General features: G+C 75.4%; 17 protein-coding genes. 11 read left to right on the top strand and 6 right to left on the bottom strand.

Translation table 11 applies throughout. The features are described from left to right. Positions 1–43: 43 nt before the first annotated feature. The 3 genes from MNZ39_RS04630 to MNZ39_RS04620 all read left to right on the top strand — a co-directional run bounded on the left by MNZ39_RS04630 (position 44) and on the right by MNZ39_RS04620 (position 2,382). On the top strand, positions 44–703 hold the full coding sequence (locus MNZ39_RS04630) for a hypothetical protein (protein ID WP_242335184.1): 660 nt from the start codon (positions 44–46) through the stop codon (positions 701–703). A 79-nt stretch (positions 704–782) separates the two neighbouring features. After that, positions 783–1,136, top strand: coding sequence for a DUF2277 domain-containing protein (locus MNZ39_RS04625; protein ID WP_242335181.1), 354 nt, complete (start codon positions 783–785; stop codon positions 1,134–1,136). 10 nt (positions 1,137–1,146) lie between these two features. Beyond that, positions 1,147–2,382: a DNA glycosylase AlkZ-like family protein gene (locus MNZ39_RS04620; protein ID WP_242335178.1), complete on the top strand. Its 1,236-nt coding sequence runs from the start codon at positions 1,147–1,149 to the stop codon at positions 2,380–2,382. 90 nt (positions 2,383–2,472) lie between these two features. On the opposite strand, the gene MNZ39_RS04615 is transcribed toward MNZ39_RS04620, so the two are convergent. Beyond that, complete coding sequence (locus MNZ39_RS04615; RefSeq protein WP_242335175.1) at positions 2,473–4,347, bottom strand: hypothetical protein; 1,875 nt, start codon at positions 4,345–4,347, stop codon at positions 2,473–2,475. A 233-nt stretch (positions 4,348–4,580) separates the two neighbouring features. Between MNZ39_RS04615 and MNZ39_RS04610 the strand changes: the two genes are divergently transcribed. Genes MNZ39_RS04610 through MNZ39_RS04600 form a run of 3 tightly spaced genes read left to right on the top strand, consistent with a single transcriptional unit; the run spans position 4,581 to position 7,514 of the window. Continuing rightward, positions 4,581–6,194 carry a vitamin K epoxide reductase family protein gene (locus tag MNZ39_RS04610; RefSeq protein ID WP_242335172.1) on the top strand — a complete coding sequence of 538 codons (1,614 nt, stop codon included), beginning with the start codon at positions 4,581–4,583 and terminating at the stop codon, positions 6,192–6,194. Beyond that, positions 6,191–6,880 (top strand): hypothetical protein, encoded by a 690-nt coding sequence (locus MNZ39_RS04605; protein WP_242335169.1) that lies wholly within the window; start codon positions 6,191–6,193, stop codon positions 6,878–6,880. The genes MNZ39_RS04610 and MNZ39_RS04605 overlap by 4 nt, the downstream gene beginning before the upstream one ends. After that, positions 6,870–7,514 carry a hypothetical protein gene (locus MNZ39_RS04600; RefSeq protein WP_242335166.1) on the top strand — a complete coding sequence of 215 codons (645 nt, stop codon included), beginning with the start codon at positions 6,870–6,872 and terminating at the stop codon, positions 7,512–7,514. The genes MNZ39_RS04605 and MNZ39_RS04600 overlap by 11 nt, the downstream gene beginning before the upstream one ends. A gap of 41 nt (positions 7,515–7,555) precedes the next feature. Here the strand turns inward: MNZ39_RS04600 and MNZ39_RS04595 are convergent, their stop codons facing one another. Beyond that, entirely contained in the window at positions 7,556–8,737 is a 1,182-nt protein-coding gene (locus MNZ39_RS04595) for a TIGR03118 family protein (protein ID WP_242335163.1), read from the bottom strand. A gap of 326 nt (positions 8,738–9,063) precedes the next feature. Continuing rightward, positions 9,064–9,630 carry a cupin domain-containing protein gene (locus MNZ39_RS04590; protein WP_242335161.1) on the bottom strand — a complete coding sequence of 189 codons (567 nt, stop codon included), beginning with the start codon at positions 9,628–9,630 and terminating at the stop codon, positions 9,064–9,066. Positions 9,631–9,853: 223 nt separating this feature from the next. Between MNZ39_RS04590 and MNZ39_RS04585 the strand changes: the two genes are divergently transcribed. Further along, positions 9,854–12,085, top strand: coding sequence for a hypothetical protein (locus tag MNZ39_RS04585; RefSeq protein ID WP_242335158.1), 2,232 nt, complete (start codon positions 9,854–9,856; stop codon positions 12,083–12,085). 39 nt (positions 12,086–12,124) lie between these two features. On the opposite strand, the gene MNZ39_RS04580 is transcribed toward MNZ39_RS04585, so the two are convergent. Beyond that, positions 12,125–14,059, bottom strand: a complete 1,935-nt coding sequence (locus tag MNZ39_RS04580) for an ATP-binding protein (protein WP_242335155.1) — start codon at positions 14,057–14,059, stop codon at positions 12,125–12,127. A gap of 259 nt (positions 14,060–14,318) precedes the next feature. Here MNZ39_RS04580 and MNZ39_RS04575 point away from each other — a divergent pair, with 259 nt between their 5' ends. Then, entirely contained in the window at positions 14,319–15,095 is a 777-nt protein-coding gene (locus MNZ39_RS04575; RefSeq protein WP_242335152.1) for an OmpA family protein, read from the top strand. Positions 15,096–15,117: 22 nt separating this feature from the next. On the opposite strand, the gene MNZ39_RS04570 is transcribed toward MNZ39_RS04575, so the two are convergent. After that, the gene (locus MNZ39_RS04570) at positions 15,118–16,452 is read right to left on the bottom strand and encodes a WS/DGAT domain-containing protein (RefSeq protein ID WP_242335149.1); all 1,335 of its coding nucleotides are present in this window, start codon (positions 16,450–16,452) and stop codon (positions 15,118–15,120) included. A 319-nt stretch (positions 16,453–16,771) separates the two neighbouring features. On the opposite strand from MNZ39_RS04570, the gene MNZ39_RS04565 reads away from it, so the two are divergent. Then, entirely contained in the window at positions 16,772–17,248 is a 477-nt protein-coding gene (locus tag MNZ39_RS04565) for a phosphate-starvation-inducible PsiE family protein (protein ID WP_242335146.1), read from the top strand. A gap of 8 nt (positions 17,249–17,256) precedes the next feature. On the opposite strand, the gene MNZ39_RS04560 is transcribed toward MNZ39_RS04565, so the two are convergent. Further along, on the bottom strand, positions 17,257–18,078 hold the full coding sequence (locus tag MNZ39_RS04560; protein ID WP_242335143.1) for a cyclopropane-fatty-acyl-phospholipid synthase family protein: 822 nt from the start codon (positions 18,076–18,078) through the stop codon (positions 17,257–17,259). Positions 18,079–18,211: 133 nt separating this feature from the next. Here MNZ39_RS04560 and MNZ39_RS04555 point away from each other — a divergent pair, with 133 nt between their 5' ends. Continuing rightward, complete coding sequence (locus tag MNZ39_RS04555; protein WP_242335140.1) at positions 18,212–20,026, top strand: M20/M25/M40 family metallo-hydrolase; 1,815 nt, start codon at positions 18,212–18,214, stop codon at positions 20,024–20,026. Further along, positions 20,023–21,123: a hypothetical protein gene (locus MNZ39_RS04550; RefSeq protein WP_242335137.1), complete on the top strand. Its 1,101-nt coding sequence runs from the start codon at positions 20,023–20,025 to the stop codon at positions 21,121–21,123. The genes MNZ39_RS04555 and MNZ39_RS04550 overlap by 4 nt, the downstream gene beginning before the upstream one ends. The last annotated feature ends 5 nt before the right edge of the window (positions 21,124–21,128 follow it).

The raw sequence follows: 21,128 nt of genomic DNA, 5'->3' as shown, positions 1-21,128 counted from the left end.
GCCGGATCCCGGCGTGACGTGCTCGTGCACGAGAGGTGAATCCATGCGGAGGCTCTTCCTCGTCTCGGCGTTCTTGCTGGCGTGCGGCGGCAGCTCCAGCGACGGTGGTGGCGGCGGCGGCCTCTCGGGCACCGTCGGCGGGCGCTCCTTCACGCCCCGCGAGGTGAGGGCGATCCCGGCCGGGACCGGCACCACACCGTGCACGGTGCCGGTGCTCGGCCAGGTCGGCGTCCGGGCGCTCGCGCTCGACTTCGCGTCCTACGCCGACGCCTGCGGCGACTACGCGACGAGCCAGTGCAGGCTCCACGCGGGCGCACAGAACGTCACCCTCCTCTTCGCGAAGCTCGATCCGTCGGGCGCGGAGCCCACGCTCGCGGCGGGGACGTACACGGTCTACGGGAGCGCCACGACGGCCGTCCCGGACGGCACCGGACGGCTCACGGTCACCTTCGCCGAGTCCCTCGCGACGGGCGCGGCCCCGACCTGCGCGGGCACCCCCAGCCCGTCGGTGCAGGGCGGCACGCTCCGGCTCGACCAGATCACCGGCTCGGCCGTCACCGGACACGTCTCCCTCACCTTCGAGGACGGGAGCTCGCTCCAGGGCGACTTCTCGGCGCCCGTCTGCCCCGGGCAAGGTCCGGACATCTGCATGCTCGCGACCGCCCAGGCGCTCTGCACGGCGCCCCCGATCTGCATGCCTTAGCGCGGTCCAGTCGCCGCTCACGGAAGACGTGAACCCTCCCCGGCCCGGGATTACGAAAGGGCGAGCCTGGGAGGGACCCATGTGCCGCAACATCCGCGTCCTCTACCACTTCGAGCCGCCCACGACGGCACAGGAGATTCGCGCCGCGGCGCTGCAGTACGTGCGCAAGGTGAGCGGCCTCCGTGAGCCCTCGGCGGCAGATGCCCCGACGTTCGAGCGGGCCGTGAGCGAGATCGCCGGGAGCACGGAGCGACTCCTCGCCTCGCTCCAGGCTCGCACGGCCGTGAGGACCCGCGAGCGCGAGCGGGAGCGGGCGATCGCCCGTGGCGCGCGGCGCGAGGACCGGCTTCGCGCGGCGCCCGCCCAGGGAGGGCAGGAGGCTGCGACGCGCGGGGCCGTCGCCGGGCTGGCCGCCCGCAAGCCCAGGCGATAAGACGAACGGCATGCCCGCCCCCGCGCTCCGGCGCGCTCGCCCGCGATCCAAGGCGACGGCGCTCACGCCGGCCGAGGCGCGTGCGTTCCTCGTCGGCCACCACGCCCTCGCCGCGCCCGAGCTGCCGCCGGGTCCGGCGGGGGTTCGCGCGCTCCTCGCCCGGCTCCGCTGCATCCAGCTCGATCCGCTCGATCCGCTGGGCACGAACGCCGACCTCGTGGCCCTCGCCCGCGTGGACGGGATCGCCAAGGGCGACGTCTACCGGCACCTCCTCCCCGGCCACGCCTTCGAGCACTTCGCGAAGGAGCGCTGCCTGCTGCCGGCGGCGTCGTTCCCCTGGTATCGGGCGGAGCTCGCCATCGAGGCGCCGTGGTGGTCGCACGCCGAGCGGCTGCGCCGCCTGCCCGCCGGCGTGGTCCAGAAGGTGCTCGACGAGGTCCGGGAGCGCGGGCCGGTCGCCGCAGACGACCTCGCCGACCACGGCCGCGTCGAGCCGCTCGACTGGAGCGGCTGGCGGGGCACGCCGCGCGCCGCGAAGATGGCGCTCGAGGTGCTGCAGACGCGCTGCGAGGTCGTGGTCAGCGGGCGTGGTCCGCGCGGCAAGCTCTACGACGTGCCCGACCGCGCGCTGCCGGCTGCGGCCCGCACCCGCGTCCACCCGCCGGGGCGACCCACCGAGGAGCGGGTCGAAGCCTTCCGCCGCTGGGCGCTCCTCGAGCGCGTCGAGGCCGCCGGGCTCCTCTCGCGCGCCGGGGGCGCGACGTGGTCGATGCTGGATCCTGCCCGCCGGGCAGGGATCCACGAGGCGCTCCTCGCCGAGGGCGCCGTCGAGGAGGTCCAGGTGGTCGGCTCGACGCGCACCTACCTCGCGCCGCGCGGCTTCGCGGGGCGAAGGCACCCGAGCCCCGACGGCAGGCTCAGGCTGCTCGGTCCGCTCGACCCGCTCATCTGGGATCGCGCGCTCGTCCGCGCCGCGTTCGGCTTCGACTACAGCTGGGAGGTCTACCGGCCGGCCCACCTGCGCCGCTTCGGCTGGTACGTGTGCCCGCTCCTCCGCGGCGACGCGCTCGTCGGGCGCCTCGACGGCGCCGTCGAGAAGGGCGCGCTCCGGATCCGCGCGGTCTGGGCGGAGGCAGGCGGCGACCTCGATCGGCCCGCGCTCCTCGCCTGCCTCGAGCGGCACGCGGCGGCGTGCGGCGTGGAGCGCGTGCTCCTGCCGCGGCGCATCCGCGTGAACCGACCCTGACGAGCGGCGGCGACGGGGCGGGGGCGCAGCGCGAGCCGCTCCGCCCCCCGCGCGCATGGTCGGCTCGCGGTCCCCGAGCGGCCCTCGGCCTCAATGGAACGTGGACGCCGGCGGCTCGACGGGGTCCACGGGGTCCACGGGCGCGGCGGGCCCCGGCGGCACCTGCGCCTTCGGCCTCGGCCGCGTCAGGCTGACGAGGCGCTGCGGCACCCGCCGGATCTTGCCGCGCACCGTCCCCTCGAGCACCTCCACCTCGACGGGAGGCGTCAGCTCGTAGCGGTAGCCGCGGTGCGGGATGGGCTGCCTGAGCTTCATGCCGCGCCAGGTGAACTCGTGCACGAAGGGCTGGGCGACGAGGCCGTGGCGGACGTGGTCGCGGTGCTGCAGCAGGAAGGACGCGAGCTGCACCGCGGAGTGGTTGAACAGCCGGTGACAGCCGTGGCTCTCGCTGCCCAGGATCGACTGGTAGCTCACCGAGCCGTGGGTGCGGATGCCGTTGTCGTACCAGAGCGTGGCGCCCTCGGACTCCACCGGCCGGAGGTGCGGGAGCATCACGAGCCCGTAGGCCGACGCGTAGCCGGGCCCGAGGAGGTCCGTCTCGGGCAGCCAGCGCTTCGTGCCGTACGCCCGGTGCACGAGCGCGCGGGCCGGCGTCTGCGGCGGCGGCAGCCACGCCGGCGACGCGACGACGAACCGCCACAGCCGCTTGCCGACGTCGGAGTTCTTGTACCGGAGGCCCACCCGTCCACGCGGCCCCACCTCCTTCTTCCATCCGCCGATGGTGGTCGGCCAGCGCACGAGCGCGAGCTCCTCTCCGTCGCTGGTGCGCGCGTAGAGCGTGAGCGTGGGCCGGTGCGAGATCCGCCCGCGCCACGTCGGGAGCTCGTACCAGACGTCCCCGCGGTCGATCTCCGCCCGGAGCTCCATGTGCTCGGCGTGGTACGCGGGGACCGGCGGGAGCCGCAGGGCCACCGCGAGCTGGCGGGTGGCGCCGACGCCTCGCACGCGGAAGAACGCGGCGGCCGCGCCGGGATCGGTCCACCCCAGCGCCTGCGCAGCCGCCTCCGTCGCGGGAGACACGAGGTCCGGCGCCCCGTCCTCCAGCGCCTCGTACCGATCGGTGGCGTGGAACGCGTCCCCGTCGATGCGCCGGCCCAGGACGGTGCCGCGCGCCGCCGCCGCGCTGCCGTCCTCGATGAGGCCGGAGGCGTCGACCACGCGCGCGCGCAGGGACCGCAGGAGCGCGCGGAAGTCCAGCTCCCGGCTGTCCTCCGCGAGCGCCCGGCGGGTCTCGGGATCGAGCGTGCCGCGCGAGACGATGGCGTGCTTGCGCTGGTAGGCCTCGAGCGCCTCCTGCAGCCGCCAGCGCGGCGTCCGCTGCGCGCCGGGCAGGAGCCGCTCGCACTGGAGCCGCTCCTCGAGCGCGGCGAGCGCGCTCCTCACCGCGGCGGAGGGAGCGCCGTCCTGCGAGGACGGCCGCGGAGACGTCGCGAGCGCGTGGAGCGGCGTCGCGTCCACCGCCGCGTGACACAGGTGACGCTCCTCGTCGAGGAGCCGCGCCGAGAGCACCTGGAAGCTCGGGAAGATCCCGTAGAGCTCGAGGAACGCGTCGCGGCGCGCGCGCTCCCCGTCGGGTCCGGACGGGAACTCCTCGTTCGCCAGGGCGGCGTAGGTCGCGCGGTACGGCTGGGGCAGCTGCACCAGGTTCTCGGGATCCCGGAACACGAGCGGCACCCAGCCGTCGGACAGATCCACCACCGTGAGGCCCTCGCGCCGCGCGTCCTCCGCGCAGACGCGCCCCACCTCGCGACCCGCCTCGAGGACCGGGAGCGGGGAATCGCACGCGGGCGGCGTGTCGGCAGCCGCGAGCGGTGGGCTGGGCTCCACCGGCTGCGGCTGCGGCGGGGGCGCGCCCGGAGGAGGCGGCGGCTCGGCGAGGCAGCCGCAGAGCAGCACGAGGACCACGGGTGAACCGAGCAGGGACCTCCACGATCCCGGCGTCGAGCCGGCCACTCCACCTCGCCGAAGCACTCCGGAACTCTAGGGCCTCGGCGCGCCCGGACTCGATGTGTTCCTCGGCACACATCGCGGAGGGGCGGGCCGTGCACGCTCGGTGCCGCTCCCGCTGTGCGCCATCGGAGCAGAGCGCCGCAGCCCGGGTCCTTGACGTTCCAACGATCGCTTGCTTTGTCACCGTGATGACCACGCACGACCCGGCGTTCACGGAGCACCTGCACGGCGAGCCACCCGGGCGCGAGGAGCCGCGCGCCGGTCGCCCACCTCCGGGGCGGCGCGCCGCCTTCCCGCGCGCGGCCGTCGCCGTCGCGCTCGCGGGGGCGCTCCTCGGCGCGGTGTTCGCCGCGCTCAGCACGAGCGACTTCATGCAGCACCTCGATCGGCAGGTGCACGCCATCCACTGCTCCTTCCTGCCCGGAGCCGCGAAGGACGTCGCGGCGAGCGGCTGCAGGACCGTGATGATGAGCCCCTACAGCTCGCTCTTCCGCGAGAGCCTGTGGGGCGGGATCCCGGTGAGCCTCTGGGCGCTGGCGGTCTTCGCGTTCCTCGCCTATCGGGCCGCGCTCCTGCTGTGGCGGCGCCAGGCCTCCGCGGGCGACGCGAAGGTGCTGCTCGCGGCGGCCGCCCTGCCGGTGGCGATGTCCGTACTGTTCGGCGCGGTCTCGATCTTCTTGCTGGAGGCCGTCTGCAAGGTCTGCATCGGCATCTACGCCGCGAGCGCGCTGTGCTTCGCCGGCGCGCTCCTGGCGTACCGGGCCGTGCGCGCCGCGCCGGGCGAGGCGCGGTTCGCGGCGGCCCTGCTGGAAGGGACGGCGCTCGTCGCCGCGGTGACGCTGGCCTACGTCGCGTCCGTGCCGAGGCCGGATCCCCGCACCTCGACGCAGGGGTGCGGCGCGCTCGTCCACGCCGAGGACAACGCGGGCGTGATGATCCCGCTCACCGCCAGCGCGGGCGGGACCCCCTCGGTCGAGGTGCTCGATCCGCTGTGCGCGTCCTGCAAGGCGTTCGACGCGAGGCTCGCGGCGAGCTCGCTCGGCGAGCGCCTCGACCTGAAGGGCGTGCTGTTCCCGCTCGACTCCCGGTGCAACTGGATGGTGACGGAGGCGATCCACCCCGGCGCCTGCGCGGTCAGCGAGGCGGTCCTCTGCGCGGCCGGCGTCGGCCAGGGGCCGAAGAACGCCGCCGCCGCGGGGGCCGTGCTCCGGTGGGCCTTCGCCCGCCAGACGGAGCTCCGCGCGCTCGGCGCCCGCGACGAGGCCGGGCTGCGGGCCGAGATCGAGCGCGAGTTCCCCGCGGTCGCCGGCTGCCTCGGCGGCGCGCTCGTGAGGAGCAAGCTCACGAAGAGCCTGCGCTGGGCGGTCGCCAACGCGATCCCGGTGCTCACGCCTCAGCTGTTCGTGGGCGACGCGCGGATGTGCGACGAGGACACCGACCTCGGCCTCGAGTACACGCTCTCCCGCATGCTCTCGCCCGAGGCCGCGCAGGAGCGCGCGCGCAGGCGCGCCGCCGAGCCGCCGCGGCCTCCGCCCCCACCGCCGCGCGCGGACCTGCAGGCGAGCGCGGCCGCGGCGCCGCCGGAGGTGGAGCCCCAGCTCCGGACCCCCGCCGCTCCTCGCGCGGTGGAGGCGCCCCCGGCGGCGCCCGGTGCGGAGGCTCCCCCGCCCCCGCCGAGCCCGGCGGAGGCCGTGCAGGACGAGGCGCGCCCCGGACCGGCTCCGGAGCCGACCCCGTCCCCGTCTGACGCAGAGTCGCCGGCAGAGACCCCGAAGCCCTCGCACGTGGAGACCGAGCGATGAACGACACCTCGAGGCGCTGGATCCTGCTCGCCGCGGCGCTCGCGATCCCGGCGGCGCTCGTCGTCACCTGGGCCCGCGCCGCCCAGGCCCGGCTCGACGCCACGCAGGGCGCCGCGCGCGAGGTCGCGACGGCGAGCGTGTCGAACGACGCCTACTGCACGCCGGAGCTGAAGGCGATCGTCCGCCGCGTCGCGGGCGCGTGCGGGCTGCTCGACGGCGGCGGTGGCGGCCGCGGCTGCCAGCCCCTCCAGGCCAGGAAGGTCGCCGCGCTGTCCGGCAGCGACTTCAACGCGCTCTTCCGGCCGCTGGCGCACCGGGCGCACATCGTCCAGTTCGATCCCACGAAGGCGGAGCTGGATCCGGCGGCGCGCGCCCTCGTGGAGAAGGCCTGGAGCGATCAGCGCGGCGCCAGCTTCTTCTTCGTGGTCTCGCGCGCCAGCCCCGACGGCGACGAGCAGTACAACGAGGCGCTGAGCCGCGACCGCGCGAAGGCGGTGCTGGACCACCTCGACGCGAGGTTCCACGACGAGGACCTCAGGAAGCAGGTGGGCCTCCTGTGGCTGGGCGAGGAGTTCGCGCAGCTCCCGACCGAGTTCTGCGGCTGGGACCGCTCGCGCGCCGGGGCGTGCAGCCACGCCGACATCAACCGCAGCGCCTTCGTCGCCTGGATCGACTGTGCGATCTGAGCGGTTCGCGTGGACGGGGGCCGCGCTCCTCTCCGTCGCGCTCGCGCTCGCCTGCCAGGAGGGGCCCGGCGCCGGGGAGGCGGCCCTCCCGGAGCGCTTCGCCGGCGTGCGGAAGCAGGCCACCACGGCCGCGGCGGCGCAGAGCGCGTTCTGCGAGCGGAGCTATCCCGCCGGCGGCGAGGGCGCCCGCCGCTACGCTGCGCCCCCGCAGCGACCGCTGCCCGGCGCGAGCGATCCCGGCGGCGCTGCCGGCGCGCGGGGTAAGGCCTGGACCTGGGTGAACCTCTGGGCCACCTGGTGCACCCCGTGCGTCGACGAGCTGGAGCTGCTCCGCCGCTGGCGGGACGGCTTCGCGCGTGACGGCGTGGACGTCCGCCTCGAGCTCGTCAGCATCGACGCCGCCGACCGTGGGCAGGAGCTCGTCGCGTGGCGCGCGAAGGGGCTGCCCGGGCGACTTTCCTGGCTCCGCTCCGAGGGAGATCTCGGGCCGCTGCTCGACTCGCTCGGGGTGGAGCGGGACGCGATGATCCCGATCCACGCGCTCGTCGACGGCGCCGGCTGGATCCGCTGCGTCCGCGTCGGCGCGGTGCACGAGCAGGACTACGCCGCGGTGAAGGGGCTCCTCGGGCGCTGACCCCGGTCGCCTCGGGAGGAGTGCGCGAGGAGCCCGGCTCGCTACCGGCCGCCCCGGACGAAGTCGATGCGGCCGAACAGGCCCGCGGACTCGTCGTCGGGCCCGGCGGCGAAGAAGAGCGTTCTCGCCGGCCCGGCCGCGCCGTCGTTGCCGAAGTCGAGGCCCCACAGCCCTTCGATGGTGATCCGGCCCCCCTTGCCGGTGAGGTACGCGCCGCCGCCTTCGGAGGCGTCGCCCGCGAGCGAGTAGCCGATGATGTGGCCGTCGCCGAAGTTCCCGACGAGCAGCTTCCCGCCGAACCGGCCGAACCCGGAGGCGGGGGCGAGGGCGATGCCCCACGGCGAGTCGAGCTTGCCTCGCGACGCGACGCGACCGATGAGCTCCCCGTCGGGCGTGAAGGCGTTCACGTACCCGTGGTGCTGGCCGGGCACGTCGTCGTGCCGGTCCGCGTCCTGCAGCGCGTACGTGACGTAGATCGTGCCGCCGATCGCCCGGATGCCGAACGGCGCGTACCCCGCCGGGATGGTCGGGTCCCGGAAGCCGCCCGTCGTGGCGACGGGCTTGAACGCGCCGTCGAACACCCGCACCGCCCCGCCGTGGAAGTCGGTGGCGTAGAGCCGCTCGTCTCCGCTCGACGTCGCGGCGAGGGTCAGGCCCTTGTACACGGCGCCCGCGAGCGAGTCGTCCACCACGACCACGGTCGTCGTGGAGCGGATGGCCGGCGCGACGGGCGGAGGCACCTTCGGGTTCCAGGCGCTGAGGGTCCCGTCCTCGCTCGCGAAGATGAAGAACGCCGGTTCGTGGGCGCCGCCGCTCGAGACCTCGAAGCTCCCGCCCGTGTTGCCGACCACGCCGGTGGGACTGCCGGCGTGGCCGCCCGCGCCAGCGATGCTCACCACGAGCGGCGGAGCGCCGAACTGTGCGATCCCTTCGCCGTCGTAGAGCGTCGAGACCCCGGCGCCGTTGTCGGACACCCACCACGGGCTCGCGCCCCGGTGCGTGATGCCCCAGGCGTTCACCAGGTTCGCGTCGAGGTGCTCGGAGGAGACGGCGCCGTCCGAGACGAGGTTCCGCTGAACGTAGAGGCCGCCGAGCGCCTCGCGCGCGGCCGGCGTGACCCCTTCGTCCGCGGCGCGGCCGGTCACGCCGGCGGTCAGCGACGCCGCGCACGCGAGGAGCGCGATCGGGAAGACAGGGTGTTTCGAGACGAGCTGCGGCTTCATCGGCGAGCCCTCCGGCGCCGAGGTGCCGCGCCTTCGCGCCGCGACGCGCGTGCTCGGGCGCGGGACCCGCCTCGGCTCGCAGAGGACTGACGCGCCGGCGGAGAATCGGTTTCGCTCCCGGGGGCGGCCCTGCGGGGCGACCCGACGTGGGCATCGCGCGACCGCGCGAGCGATCCACTCGCTCCTCGGCGCGGAGGAGCGGGGCCGGGCGACGACCCGCGCGCGCGGCGAGGCCGCGCCCGGCTCCTCGATGGGGAGCTCGGCCAAGGTCGTGGCGGCCCGCGCTCGCACGAGCCGGACGGCCGAACGGTGGCCGAGCGCCCGGGTCACTTCTTCCCGCGCGCGCCGGCCTCTGCCGGCGGACCCTTCCTCGCCTGCGGCGCGTTGCGCGGGTCGTCGGACGCGCGGACGTACTTGATGCCCCAGGGGCCCTGGGCGTTGAGCTGGAGCACCGTGTCCTTCGAGGCCTTCGCGAAGTGCTGCATCCCGGGCTCGAGCACGAAGAAGCTCCCCTCCGGCAGCTTCTCGAGCTTGCTCTCGTCGAAGTCGGCGCCCATGCCGAGCGAGAACTCGCCGCTCATCACCGTCACGCGCTCGACCTTGGGGTGCGTGTGCGGCGCGATCTTGTAGCCGGCCGGCACCTTGAGACGCATCGTGAACATCCCCTCCTTGCCCGGATCGCCCTCCAGCACCGCCGCCTGCGCACCGGGCGGGAGCGCCGCCGGTCCGGCGGACCACTGGATGGAGTCCCCCGTCTTCAGGATGGCTTGCTTCTCCGAGCCCGTCCCCGCCTTGGCGGCGCCCTCGTGCTGTCCAGCCAGCGCGGACCCGGGGCCATACGCGACCACGATGACCGCCGCGAGGCTCGCGGCGTGCAGCTTACGTGTCCACATGTTTCTCCTCCTGCCCGATGAGTCGGAGGAGGTGCCCGCCTTCGCGCGCGCTGCGGACCGTCAGGTGTGCGGGTCGTTCCTCCCGACCCTTCGACACCGGGGCGCATAATCTGCCTGCGCCAACGCGGCGCACGTAAAAGTTCGCTGAGCGGCCACCGGCCGGCCCCCGCTCCCTCGGCCGCCCCATGGCCCCCCGCCCGCGGGCGCGGTAAGGTCGCGGGCCATGCGCCTCGCGACCTCCGTCCCCGAGCTCCCCCAGGCCCCGGCCGATCGCCCCGACGCCGCCTCCCGCGTCGAGCGCCGGCATCGCCTCAAGTTCCACCGCGCCGGAGGCCTCGATCAGCTCGCGCTGGAGAGCGGCGCCGACCTCCTCGCGCTCGAGGAGCTCGACCAGAAGCTCTGGATCGCCCTCTCCTGCCCCACCCGCGGCCTCGAGCTGGACCCGCGGACCCTCGACCTCCTCGACCTCGATCGCGACGGGCGCGTCCGGGCGCCCGAGATCCTCGCCGCCATCCGGTTCTGCGCGGCGCGGCTGCGCGACGTGGGGCTCGTCCTCTTCGGAGCCGACGCGCTGGCGCTCGACGCCCTCCGCGACGACACGCCCGAGGGCAAGGCGGCGCTCGGGGCCGCCCGGCGCCTGCTCGCGCACGTCGGCCGCCCGGAGGCGACCGCGATCCGCGCGGCGGACGTGGCGGACACCACGAAGGTGTTCGAGCACACGCTCTTCAACGGCGACGGCGTCGTGCCGCCGGAGTCCGCGCCGGATCCCGGGACCCGCCAGACCCTCCTCGACATCGTGACCACGATGGGCGGCCTCGCGGACCGGAGCGGCAAGCTCGGGGTGGACCGGGCGCGCGCGGACGCGTTCTTCGCGGAGGCGGAGGCCTTCGCCGAGTTCTGGCGGCGCGGCGAGGCGAGCGCGGAGGTGATGGCGCTCGGCGACCGCACCGCGGCCGCGCACGCGGCCGTCCGGGCCGTGCGCGCGAAGGTGGACGACTTCTTCGTCCGCTGCGGCCTCGCCGCCATGGAGCCGCGCTCCGCCCTCGCCCTGAACCGGACCGAGCCCGAGTACGCCGCGCTCGCGGCGAGGGAGCTCGCCGCGGCCGGCGCCGAGGTGGCCGCCTTCCCCCTCGCGCGCGTCGAGCCCGGGCGCGCGCTCCCGCTCTCGGGTGGCGTGAACCCGGCCTGGGCGGCGGCGATCGCCGCGCTCCAGCGCGACGCCGTCGTCCCGGTGCACGGGCCCGGCAAGGACGCGCTCACGCTCGAGGAGTGGACGGACCTCGTCGCGCGCTTCTCGCCCTACGAGGCGTGGCTCGCGACGAAGACCGGCGCCCGGGTCGAGGCGCTCGGGATCGCGCGCGTGCGCGAGCTCCTCGCGGCGGGCCGGGCTCCCGTCCAGGCGCTCCTCGCCGAGGACGAGGCCCACGCCGCCGAGGCCTCGGCGATCGCCGACGTCGTCCGGCTCGTCCACTACTGCCGGGACCTCGGGACGCTGCTCAAGAACTTCGTGTCGTTCGCGGACTTCTACGACCCGCTCCGCCCCGCGGTGTTCCAGGCCGGGACGCTCTTCCTCGACGCGCGCAGCTGCGAGCTGTGCATCCGCGTGGACGACCCCGGCGCGCACGCCTCGATCGCCTCGCTGTCCCGGATGTACCTCGCCTACTGCGAGTGCCGCCGGCCCGGCGGCGAGGCGATGAAGATCGTGGCCTGCTTCACGCAGGGCGACTCGGACTACCTGATGGTGGGCCGCAACGGCGTGTTCTACGACCGGCAGGGACGGGACTGGGACGCGACGATCGTGAAGATCGTCGAGAACCCCATCAGCATCCGCCAGGCGTTCTGGGCTCCGTACAAGAAGGCCCTGCGGTTCGTCGAGGAGCAGGTCGCGCGCTTCGCGCACGCGAAGCAGAAGGCCGCGGACGACCACGTCCAGTCCACCGCGACGCACGTGACCGACGCCGCCATCGGCGAGAAGGCCCCCCCGCCCCCCCCGCCCGTCGACGTCGGCAAGATGGTCGGTATCATCGCCGCCCTGGGCGTCGGCATCGGCGCCCTCGGCACGCTGCTCGGCGGGTTCGTCACGGGGTTCATGGACCTGAAGCCCTGGTGGGCGAAGGTCATCGCGGTGGCGGCGATGGTCCTCGTCGTGTCGGGGCCGTCGGTGCTCATCTCCTGGCTCAAGCTCCGGCACCGGACGCTCGGGCCCATCCTCGACGCGAACGGCTGGGCCGTGAACGGGCGCGTGCGGATCAACCTGCCGCTCGGGACCGCGCTCACCGACCGCGCCGTCCTGCCCGCGGGCGCGCGCCGGACGCTCGACGATCCGTACGCGGACGACACGGCGAAGCGCCGGCGCCGCCTGCTCTGGCTCGCCGCGGCCGCCGCGGCCCTCGCCCTCGGCGCCGCGAGGTACCTCGGCCACTGGCCGTTCGGCCCGCCGTTCTGGCGGGGGTAGCGAAGCGCGTCGCGCGGACGCGCGCCGGGGCGCCGTGCCTCAGCCGCGCCGCGCGACGAGCGCGGTCAGCTCGTCGAGGAGGGCCGGCTTCCCGAGGTGCGCCTCGAAGCCGGCCGCCTTCGCCCGTTCCTTGTCCTCCGGCTGAGCGTAGCCGCTGAGGGCGATGAGGCGCATCCCGCGGAGCGACGCGTCCGCGCGCAGCTCGCGGGCGACCTGGTACCCGTCCACGTCGGGCAGGCCGATGTCGCAGAGGACCAGCTCGGGCCTGAGCTCGCGCGCCTTCGCGATCCCCGACAGGCCGTCGGTCGCGACGTGCACCCGGTGCCCCTCCATCTCCAGCACCTCGGCGATGGTCTGCGCCGCGTCCACGTTGTCCTCGATGACGAGGATGTCCACGCGCCGCGCGCTCGCCGGGGCCCGGGGCGGGGGCTGAGCCGCCGGCGGGCCGGGCGCCGCCGGCAGCGTCACGACGAACTCCGAGCCGCGGCCGGCGCCCTCGCTGTCCGCGCGCACGCCGCCGCCGTGGAGCTCGACGAGCCCCTTCACGAGGGCGAGCCCGAGGCCGAGGCCGCCGCGCGTCCGCGCGAGCCCCTCGTCCGCCTGGACGAACGGCTCGAAGACGCGCGGCAGGAGCTCGGGGACGATGCCGAGGCCGTCGTCGCGCACGCGGATCTCGGCCCGCCCGGCGTCCGTCGTGACGGCGACCGTCACCGCCCCGCCCTCGCGGCTGAACTTCGCGGCGTTCAGGAGCAGGTTCCCGACGACCTGCGCGATCCGCGTCGCGTCCGCCTCGACCCACACCGGGCCGGCGTTCTCGACGCGCAGCTCGAGGTGCCGTCCGGCGAAGATCGTCCGGTGGTCGTCGCAGGTCCGCGCGACCACCTCGCGCAGGTCGACGCGCGAGCGCTGCAGCTCGATCTTTCCGCGCGAGATGCGCGTCACGTCGAGGAGGTCGTCGACGAGGCGCGTGAGGTGCTCGGTCTGGCGGCGGATCACGTCCCTCGCCCGCGCCGCCTGGTCGCTGCCCGCCGGCGCGCGATCGAGGAGGTAGATGCTGCTGCGGATGGGCGCGAGGGGGTTGCGCAGCTCGTGCGAGAGGACGCCGAGGAACTCGGTCTTGAGCCGATCGGCCTCGCGCAGCCGCTCCTCCGCGCGCTTGCGCTCGGTGACGTCCATGACGTAGCCGTGCCAGATGAGGCTCCCGTCCGGCTCGTCCGTGGGGACCGACCAGCCCTCGAGCCAGCGCACCCCCTTCCTCGGGTGCCGGTAGCGGAACACGTCGTGCCAGCGGGACCTCGTGCGGGCCGCCTCCTCGAGGACCTCGAGCACGCGCTGCAGGTCGTCCGGGTGGACGTTGGCGACGAGGGGGCCGAAGTCCGCCGCGAGCACCTCCCGCGGGATGCCGTAGAGGTCCTCGGCCGCCGGGGTGGTGAACGGCATGCACGCCGTGCCGTCGGGCCGGAGCCGGTAGGAGCAGATGACCCCCGGAACGCTCGCCGCGACCTTGGCGAGCTGATCCTTGAGCGCGCGCTGCTCCGCCAGCGCCTCCTCGGCGCGCCTCGCCTCGGCGTCGAGGGCGGGCGGAGCCGCGCCGGCCGCGCCCTCGGAATGCTCCGATGCGTCACGCACCGTGAACAGGATGCCGGTGCCCGTCTCCGTCGGCACCGGCGAGAGCTGCCCCTCCCACCACACCTCGCGGCCGAGCACCCGCTCTCCGTGGCGAGGGACCTTCACCGTCTCGCCGCGCTGGACGCGCTCGTAGAGCGAGAGGGCCACCTCGCGCGTGTCGGGGAACACGGCGAGGATGTCCTCGCCCTCGACGCGCTCCGCGGTGTAGCCGGTGCAGCGCAGCCACTCCGCGTTCGCGCGCAGCACCGTCAGGTTCGGCGCGACGAAGCAGAGGCCGATCCCCGCGCGGGCGAACAGCAGCCCCAGCACCTCGGTCGAGAGCGCCGCCCGCTCCTGGATGGCCATGGAAGCCCCCGCGGCGCGCGCGTCCCAGGGCACCTGCGGCCGCGCTCCGCCTGCGACAGAGTAGCGCACCCGCGCCGCGCGAGGGGCGACGGCGAGACCATCCCTCGCCAGCACGTCCGTCCCGGCGCGTCGCGCGCTCGCGGAACGACTCGCGCGGCCTGGCCAGGAGCCACTCGGCGCACATCGGCGCCGGACGCCCTCCTTTGCGCGTCCCGCGACGTCGGTACAATGTCGCTCTTCCCTTCACCGGAGGTCCGTGATGCGCACCGTCGTCGTCGTCGCCCTCGTCGGGCTCACGTCTGCCTGCGTCTCCTCGGGAAAGTTCCGCAACAAGTCCGCCGAGGCCGACGAGCTGCGGGCGCACGGGGCCGAGCTCGAGGCCACCCTCGCGCGGACCAACGGCGAGCTCGAGAAGCGCACCGAGGAGGCCCGCGCCCTCCAGGCGCAGGTCGCCGAGCTCTCCTCGTCGCGGGGCACGCTCGAGGCGCGCGTGAACGAGCTCTCGACGTCCAAGAGCAAGCTCGAGACCGTCAAGGCGGAGCTCGAGAAGAAGAGCTCGGAGTACGAGAAGATGGCGAACGCGCTGCGCGGAGAGATCGACGCGGGCCGCGTCGAGCTCACCGAGCTCCGCGGCAAGATGACCGTCAAGATGAAGGACAAGATCCTCTTCTCCTCGGGCTCGGCGACCCTCGGCAAGCCCGGCAAGGGCGCGCTCGCGGCGGTCGCGGAGGTCCTGCGCGGCGTGGAGGGCAAGGTCATCCGCGTCGAGGGGCACACCGACAACGTGCCGCTCGGCCGCGGCGGGTTCGTGTCGAACTGGGACCTGTCGGTCGCGCGCGCCCTCGCGGTCGTGAGGTTCCTGCAGGAGGCGGGGGTCGAGCCGACGCGCCTCGCCGCCGCGGGCTACGGCGAGTACCAGCCCATCGCCCCGAACGACACGCCGGAGGGCCGCAGCCAGAACCGGCGCATCGAGATCGTCCTCGCGCCCGGCGAGGCACCCGTCCCCGCTCCCGCGCCCGCTCCCGCGGCGCTGTGAGCCGAGGTCCCCCGCCCGCGCCCTACGGCGCCCGGGCCCGGGCACGGGCCCCCGACGCCGTCGGGCGGGGAGGACGCGGCGGGCGCGGCCCGCGCACGCCGAGCGCCGCCGCCTCCGCCTCGATCCTGCCGACGAGGTCCGCGGGCTCGGCGAGGACCGCCGCGTCGGAGCGCACGCCGACGCGCACCTCGCCCGCGTAGCTCAGGACGCTCACGCCGAGGCCGAGGCTCGCGGGGTGCGGGACCCAGAACATCGCGCTCGCGAGCGGCAGGCCCGCCAGGTGGACGCGGGTCCTCGGCCCGGGGAGGTTCGTGAGCACGAGCGAGGCCTTGCGCGCGAAGAAGCGCGTGAGCGCGTGCTGGACCGCGTCGGGCGCGTAGCCCGCGAGCGCGAGCACGTCGTGGGCCACGACGGCGCCCGCCCCGGCGCGGAGCGCGGCGACGCGAGCGTGGACCGCCTCGAGCCGCGCGACGGGCGTCCCGAGATCGATCGGCAGGTCGAGGAACACGACCCCGAAGCGGTTCCCGAGCGAGGCGTCGGCCCCGAGGTCCGGGCGGGCAGGACGGAAGTTCACGGGGACGAGCGCGCGCACGGGGACGAGCGGCGCCCGGCGGCTCGCGAGCAGCGACCGGAGCGCGCCGGCGATCGCCGCCACCAGCACGTCGTTCACCGTGGCCCCGCGGCGATGCCCCGCCTCGCGGACGGCGCCGAGCGGCACGCCTCCTGACCACGCCACCCTGCGCACGCCGGAGAGCTCCGCCGCGGAGAGGACCTTCGGATCGCTCGACATCGCGGCGAGCCGCGCGAGCGTCGCGGCGAACGCGGCGGCGTCCCGCGCGGCGGCGAGCCGCGCGCTCCCGAGCCACGGGCGCCCGCGATGCACCGCCTCGACGTGGGCGCGCGGGGCCTCCTCGGCGGCGTGCTCGTCCGAGAGGGCGAGGAGCAGCGCCACGAGCGCGAACCCGTCGCCGAGCGCGTGGTGGAGCTTCGCCACGATCGCCCCGCCGCGCCCGCGCTCCCGCACGACGTGGACGCGCCAGAGCGGGTGCGCCGGGTCGAGCCGGGAGGAGGTCACCTCGCCGACGAACTCGGGGAGCGTGCCGCGCGCGAGCTCGACCGGGACCAGGTGTCGCCGGAGCGAGAACCCGGGATCCGGCTCCCAGCCCGGCGCTCCCAGGAGACGGGGCACCGGCCGCTGCCGGAAGCGCTCGACCGCGAGCAGCCGCTCCTCGACGAGGCGCCGGACGCGCGCGAGCGCGACCGGCCCGCGGAACGTGAGGAGCGCCACGACGTCGGCCTCGTTCCTCGGCCGATCCATGCGGTACCAGGACGCGTCGCCCGCCGTCATCCGCTGCATCCGGCCTCCAGGCGCCGAAAGCGTGCCGCGCCCGACGAACCCACCGTACCGCTGCGTGCTCGCCCACGCGACGCGCCCCGAAGGTTCCCCCGCCGCGCCTCGCACGCGACGCACGCGCCGCACGGCCGGCGCACACACGCGCGCTCGCCCGGTCGGCCGTCGTTCACGGTTCGTCACGATTCAGCCGGGCCCACGCGGGAGCGCCCCGCAGGGACCTCGCCTCGAGGTCCCTGCGGGCCCGGCCACGCCTGGGGCCGCCCGCGCGAAGCTCCGCGCTGCTATGAACCCGGCGACCGCGCGGCGCCGCGGGAGGTGACCCTTGGAGCGCGAGCGCGACGCCCGGAGCCGGACGCGCGGCATCATCTCGACCGCTTTCACGCGGGCCCAGGACGTCGTGTACGTCGCGCTCGGTGTGCTCCTCGCGCTGAGCGCCGCCGCGATCGTCGTCCACGGCGGGATCGATCTCGTCCACGCGATGTTCGGCGGCCTCGACGTCCGCGCGTTCGTGACGCTGCTCGACCGGATCCTGCTCGCGCTCATGGTCGTGGAGCTGCTCTACACGGTGCAGGTGTCGTTCCGCGAGCACACCCTCGTGCCCGAGCCGTTCCTGCTCGTCGCCCTCATCGCCGCGGTCCGCCGGATCCTCGTCATCACCGCCGAGTTCGGCGCGCAGACCCGGCCCGACGACAAGCTGTTCCGGCAGGTGATGTCGGAGCTCGGGCTCCTGACCGTCCTCATCGTCGTGCTCGTCGCGGCGCTCGCGATCCTTCGCAAGCGGCCGGTGGCGGCGGAGTAGCGCCGCGCTCAGCCGCGCGGCCGGCGTCCCACCACGTAGGCGATCCAGCCGGCCTGGTTCTGCGCGCTGCCGCGCGGCAGGTAGCGGGCCGCGGCGCCGGGCCCCGCGTCCCACAGCACCTCGACGGCCTCGAAGCCCGCCTCGCCGAGGAGCTCCGTCAGCTCGGGGAGGCTCCAGAGCCGCCAGTCGTAGTGGAACGCCCGGCGCATCGGCCGGCCCCCCTCGAGCTCGAAGTGGATGGTGCAGCGGATCCGGTGGGTGATGGGATCGAACCCCTCCTGCTCCCAGACGTAGGTCACGCCGCGGCCGATCCGCCGGCGCTCGACGAGCGCCCGCTGCGCGTCCCACCCGCCGAAGGCGTCGAGCACGAGCGCGCCGCCCGGCGCCAGCGCGCCGAGCGCGGCGCGCAGATACTCGCCGAGCGCCTCGCGCGTGCGGAACACCCCGTAGCTGAAGTTGAGGGCGACGATCGCGTCGAACCCCTCGCCGCGGGGCGCGCGGACGTCGGCGGTCACGAGCTCGAGCCGCGAGGCCGCCGCGCCGAGCGCGGGGAGGCGGTACGTCCGGGCCCAGGCGTGCACCGCGGGATCGAGATCGACCGCCACGGCCGTCCGCAGCGGCCCCTTCGCCACCCAGCTCGCGGCGAGCGCCGCCGTGCCGCTGAAGTCCTCCCGGAGCCGCCGCGCCGGGCGTCGCCCGCGGAGGACCCGCTCGATGATGGCGATGTCCGCCTGCGGGTCCTGGACCGCGCGCTCGTAGAGGCGGTGGCGGTCGCGGGGGCCGGGCTTCGGAGGGGCGGCGCTTCGGGGGGCGCGGTTCGCGGGGCGCATTCGGGCGCCCTCCATACCCTTCCCTCCGCTGCCCGGCAATTCGCTCGCGGCCGCGGCGGGGCGGACGCGTCTCGGCCGGGTGCGCCCCGGCGTCCACGCTGCCCGGGACGCGCCGGCCCTCTATGTGCGACGCATGCGAAAGCTCGGCAGGCTCGCCCTCGCGCTCGCCCTGACGGCCTGCACCGCCCGCGGCGCAGGCCACGCCGCGCGGGAGCCGGTGATCGATCCTGCCCGCGCGCTCGCGGAGGTGGCCTGGCTCGCAGATCCCGCGCGCGAGGGGCGCGGCGTCGGGACGGCCGGCGGCGCCCAGGCCGCGCGCTGGATCGCCGACCGGTTCCGCGAGGCGGGCCTCGCGCCCGCGCGCGACGGCGGCTACCTCGAGGAGTTCGAGGCGCCCTTCCGCGCCACCCTCGAGGCGCGGAACGCGCTCGCGATCGGCCGCGCGCCGCTCGCGCTCCAGCGGGACTTCCTCCCCTTCGGCTTCAGCGACGACGGCACGATCGAGGCGGAGCTCGTGTTCGCGGGTCATGGCATCACGGCGCCCGAGCTCGGGCACGACGACTACGCCGGGCTCGACGTGAAGGGGAAGATCGTCCTCGTCGCACAGGACTTCCCGCGCGAGGCGGACCCCGCCTCCCCGTTCCGCGACCCCCGCCGGTACCGCTTCTCCGAGTGGCGCTACAAGGCCATGAACGCGCGCGACCACGGCGCGGCGGCGATCCTCGGCGTCCGCGACGTATGGGCCCACGAGGCTCCCGACGAGGTCCCGCGCTGGCGCGGGCAGGTCGCCTCGCGGGCCGGCCTCGTCGCGGCGCGGGTCACGGCCGCGGCGCTCGGCCGCGCGGGGATCGACGTGGCCGCGCTGGCGGCGCCGGGCGAGGCGGACGGGAGGCCCCACTCGCGGCCGCTCGGGCTCCGGGCGCGGCTCTCGGTCGAGGTGCTCCACGAGCGGGCCGCGACCGCCAACGTCGTCGCCATCCTGCCCGGCCGCGACCCGGCGGTGGCGGACGAGTGCGTGGTGGTGGGCGCGCACCACGATCACCTCGGCCTCGGCGGCGACGCCTCGCTCGCCCCCGAGCGGCTCGGGACGGTCCACCCGGGCGCGGACGACAACGCGAGCGGCGTCGCGGCCCTCCTCGCGGTCGCGCGCGCCTTCGTCGCCGAGGGCGCGCCGAGGCGCACGGTCCTCTTCGCTGCGTTCGCCGCGGAGGAGCTCGGCATCCTCGGCTCGTCCGAGCTCGCGAAGGATCCGCCGCCGCGCTGCCCCATCGGGAAGATGCAGCTCATGGTGAACCTCGACATGGTGGGCCGTCCCCGCGGGGGGAAGGTGTACGTGGACGGCGCGGACACCGCGAAGGGGCTGCGGGACCGCGTGGTGGCGCTCGCGGAGCGCTCGCCGCGCCTGCCGCTCCGGATCGCGTTCGGCGGAGGCGACGGGTACGGCCCCTCGGATCACACGAGCTTCTACGCGCGCGGGGTCCCGGTCCTCTTCCTCTTCACCGGACCCCACGCCGACTACCACCGGCCGACGGATACCGCCGACAAGATCGACGGCCCGGGCCTCGCGGCCGTGGCGCGGCTCGCCTACCGCGCCGCCCGCGACGCCGCCGAGCGCGATGGCCGCCTCGAGGTGGTCCGCACGGCGGCGCCACCGCCGCGCGAGCGCGGCGAGCGGAGCTACGGCACCTACCTCGGCGCGATCCCGGACTTCGCGGAGCGCGCCGAGCCGGGGGTGCTCCTCACCGGCGTCCGCCCGGGCAGCCCCGCCGAGCGGGCCGGCCTCGCCGAAGGCGACGTCCTCCTCCGCCTCGGAGCGGCGAAGGTGATGAACCTGCAGGATCTCGCGTTCGCGCTCCGCTCGCACCGGCCCGGCGACGAGGTCGAGGTCGAGTGGGCGCACGGGGCGGAGCGGCGGACCGCGAAGGTGAAGCTGGAGGAGCGCAGATGACCCGGACCCTCACCCCGACGCTCGCCGCCGCCGTCCTCGCCGCCGCCTGCGCCGCGCCGAAGGCGCCGACCGGCCCGGTCCCTCCCGCCGCGGCGCCCGTCGGCGCCCCGCCGGCGAACGCCGCTCGAGACCTGGCTCTCCCGGGCGAGCGGCACCTCCGCAACGTCCGTCAGCTCACGTTCGGGGGCGAGAACGCCGAGGCGTACTTCAGCTTCGACGGGCGGGAGCTCGTGTTCCAGTCGACGCCCGAGGGTGCCGGCTGCGATCGGCTCTACGTGATGCGCGCCGACGGCACGCAGCGGCGCCAGGTCTCGTCCGGCCTGGGCCGCGTCACCTGCGGCTACTTCTTCCCCGGAGGAGAGCGGCTGCTCTACTCCTCGACCCACGCGTCGGGCGCGGAGTGCCCGCCGAAGCCAGACCTCTCCCAGGGCTACGTCTGGCCCCTCTTCGACTACCAGCTCTACACCGCGCGGCCGGACGGCTCCGATCTCACCCCGCTCGCGCCGGCGCCCGGCGCGTACAGCGCGGAGGCGACGATCTCGCGGGACGGCTGGATCGTCTTCACCTCGACGCGCGACGGCGATCTCGAGCTCTACAAGATGCGGCTCGACGGCTCCGGGCTCGTGCGGCTCACGCACACTCCTGGCTACGACGGCGGGGCGTTCTTCTCCGCCGACGGCGCGCGCATCGTGTTCCGCGCCAGCCGGCCCGCCGACGCGGCGGAGCTCGCCGACTACCGGCGCCTCCTCTCGCAGAAGCTCGTCCGCCCGGGGAGGCTCGAGATCTACGTCATGAACGCGGACGGCTCCGGCGTGCGGCAGGTGACCCGGCTCGGCGCGGCGAGCTTCGCGCCCTTCTTCCACCCGGACGGTCGGCGCATCGTCTTCGCCTCGAACGTCGGGGACCCGAAGGGCCGCAACTTCGACCTCTACCTCGTGAACGACGACGGCGGCGGCCTCGAGCGCATCACCACGAACGACACCTTCGACGGGTTCCCCATGTTCTCGCCGGACGGGAAGACGCTCGTCTTCGCCTCCAACCGGAACGCGCGGCGGCCCGGCGAGACGAACGTGTTCGTGGCGGACTGGGTCGAGTGAGGGCC

Origin of the sequence: Anaeromyxobacter sp. SG66 (genome assembly GCF_022690805.1) — a bacterium.
GTDB classification, from domain to species: Bacteria; Myxococcota; Myxococcia; order Myxococcales; family Anaeromyxobacteraceae; genus Anaeromyxobacter; species Anaeromyxobacter soli.
Note: the sequence above shows the minus strand (reverse complement) of the source record. Positions and strands in the feature narration are given on the sequence as shown.

What these genes read in the sequence shown, in the direction of transcription:
- MNZ39_RS04590 (WP_242335161.1), bottom strand. Translation starts at nt 9,630, where the DNA reads ATGTGGACACGTAAGCTGCACGCCGCGAGCCTCGCGGCGGTCATCGTG.
- MNZ39_RS04605 (WP_242335169.1), top strand. Translation starts at nt 6,191, where the DNA reads ATGAACGACACCTCGAGGCGCTGGATCCTGCTCGCCGCGGCGCTCGCG.
- MNZ39_RS04610 (WP_242335172.1), top strand. Translation starts at nt 4,581, where the DNA reads ATGACCACGCACGACCCGGCGTTCACGGAGCACCTGCACGGCGAGCCA.
- MNZ39_RS04625 (WP_242335181.1), top strand. Translation starts at nt 783, where the DNA reads ATGTGCCGCAACATCCGCGTCCTCTACCACTTCGAGCCGCCCACGACG.
- MNZ39_RS04570 (WP_242335149.1), bottom strand. Translation starts at nt 16,452, where the DNA reads ATGCAGCGGATGACGGCGGGCGACGCGTCCTGGTACCGCATGGATCGG.
- MNZ39_RS04580 (WP_242335155.1), bottom strand. Translation starts at nt 14,059, where the DNA reads ATGGCCATCCAGGAGCGGGCGGCGCTCTCGACCGAGGTGCTGGGGCTG.
- MNZ39_RS04585 (WP_242335158.1), top strand. Translation starts at nt 9,854, where the DNA reads ATGCGCCTCGCGACCTCCGTCCCCGAGCTCCCCCAGGCCCCGGCCGAT.
- MNZ39_RS04630 (WP_242335184.1), top strand. Translation starts at nt 44, where the DNA reads ATGCGGAGGCTCTTCCTCGTCTCGGCGTTCTTGCTGGCGTGCGGCGGC.
- MNZ39_RS04560 (WP_242335143.1), bottom strand. Translation starts at nt 18,078, where the DNA reads ATGCGCCCCGCGAACCGCGCCCCCCGAAGCGCCGCCCCTCCGAAGCCC.
- MNZ39_RS04620 (WP_242335178.1), top strand. Translation starts at nt 1,147, where the DNA reads ATGCCCGCCCCCGCGCTCCGGCGCGCTCGCCCGCGATCCAAGGCGACG.
- MNZ39_RS04575 (WP_242335152.1), top strand. Translation starts at nt 14,319, where the DNA reads ATGCGCACCGTCGTCGTCGTCGCCCTCGTCGGGCTCACGTCTGCCTGC.
- MNZ39_RS04550 (WP_242335137.1), top strand. Translation starts at nt 20,023, where the DNA reads ATGACCCGGACCCTCACCCCGACGCTCGCCGCCGCCGTCCTCGCCGCC.
- MNZ39_RS04595 (WP_242335163.1), bottom strand. Translation starts at nt 8,737, where the DNA reads ATGAAGCCGCAGCTCGTCTCGAAACACCCTGTCTTCCCGATCGCGCTC.
- MNZ39_RS04555 (WP_242335140.1), top strand. Translation starts at nt 18,212, where the DNA reads ATGCGAAAGCTCGGCAGGCTCGCCCTCGCGCTCGCCCTGACGGCCTGC.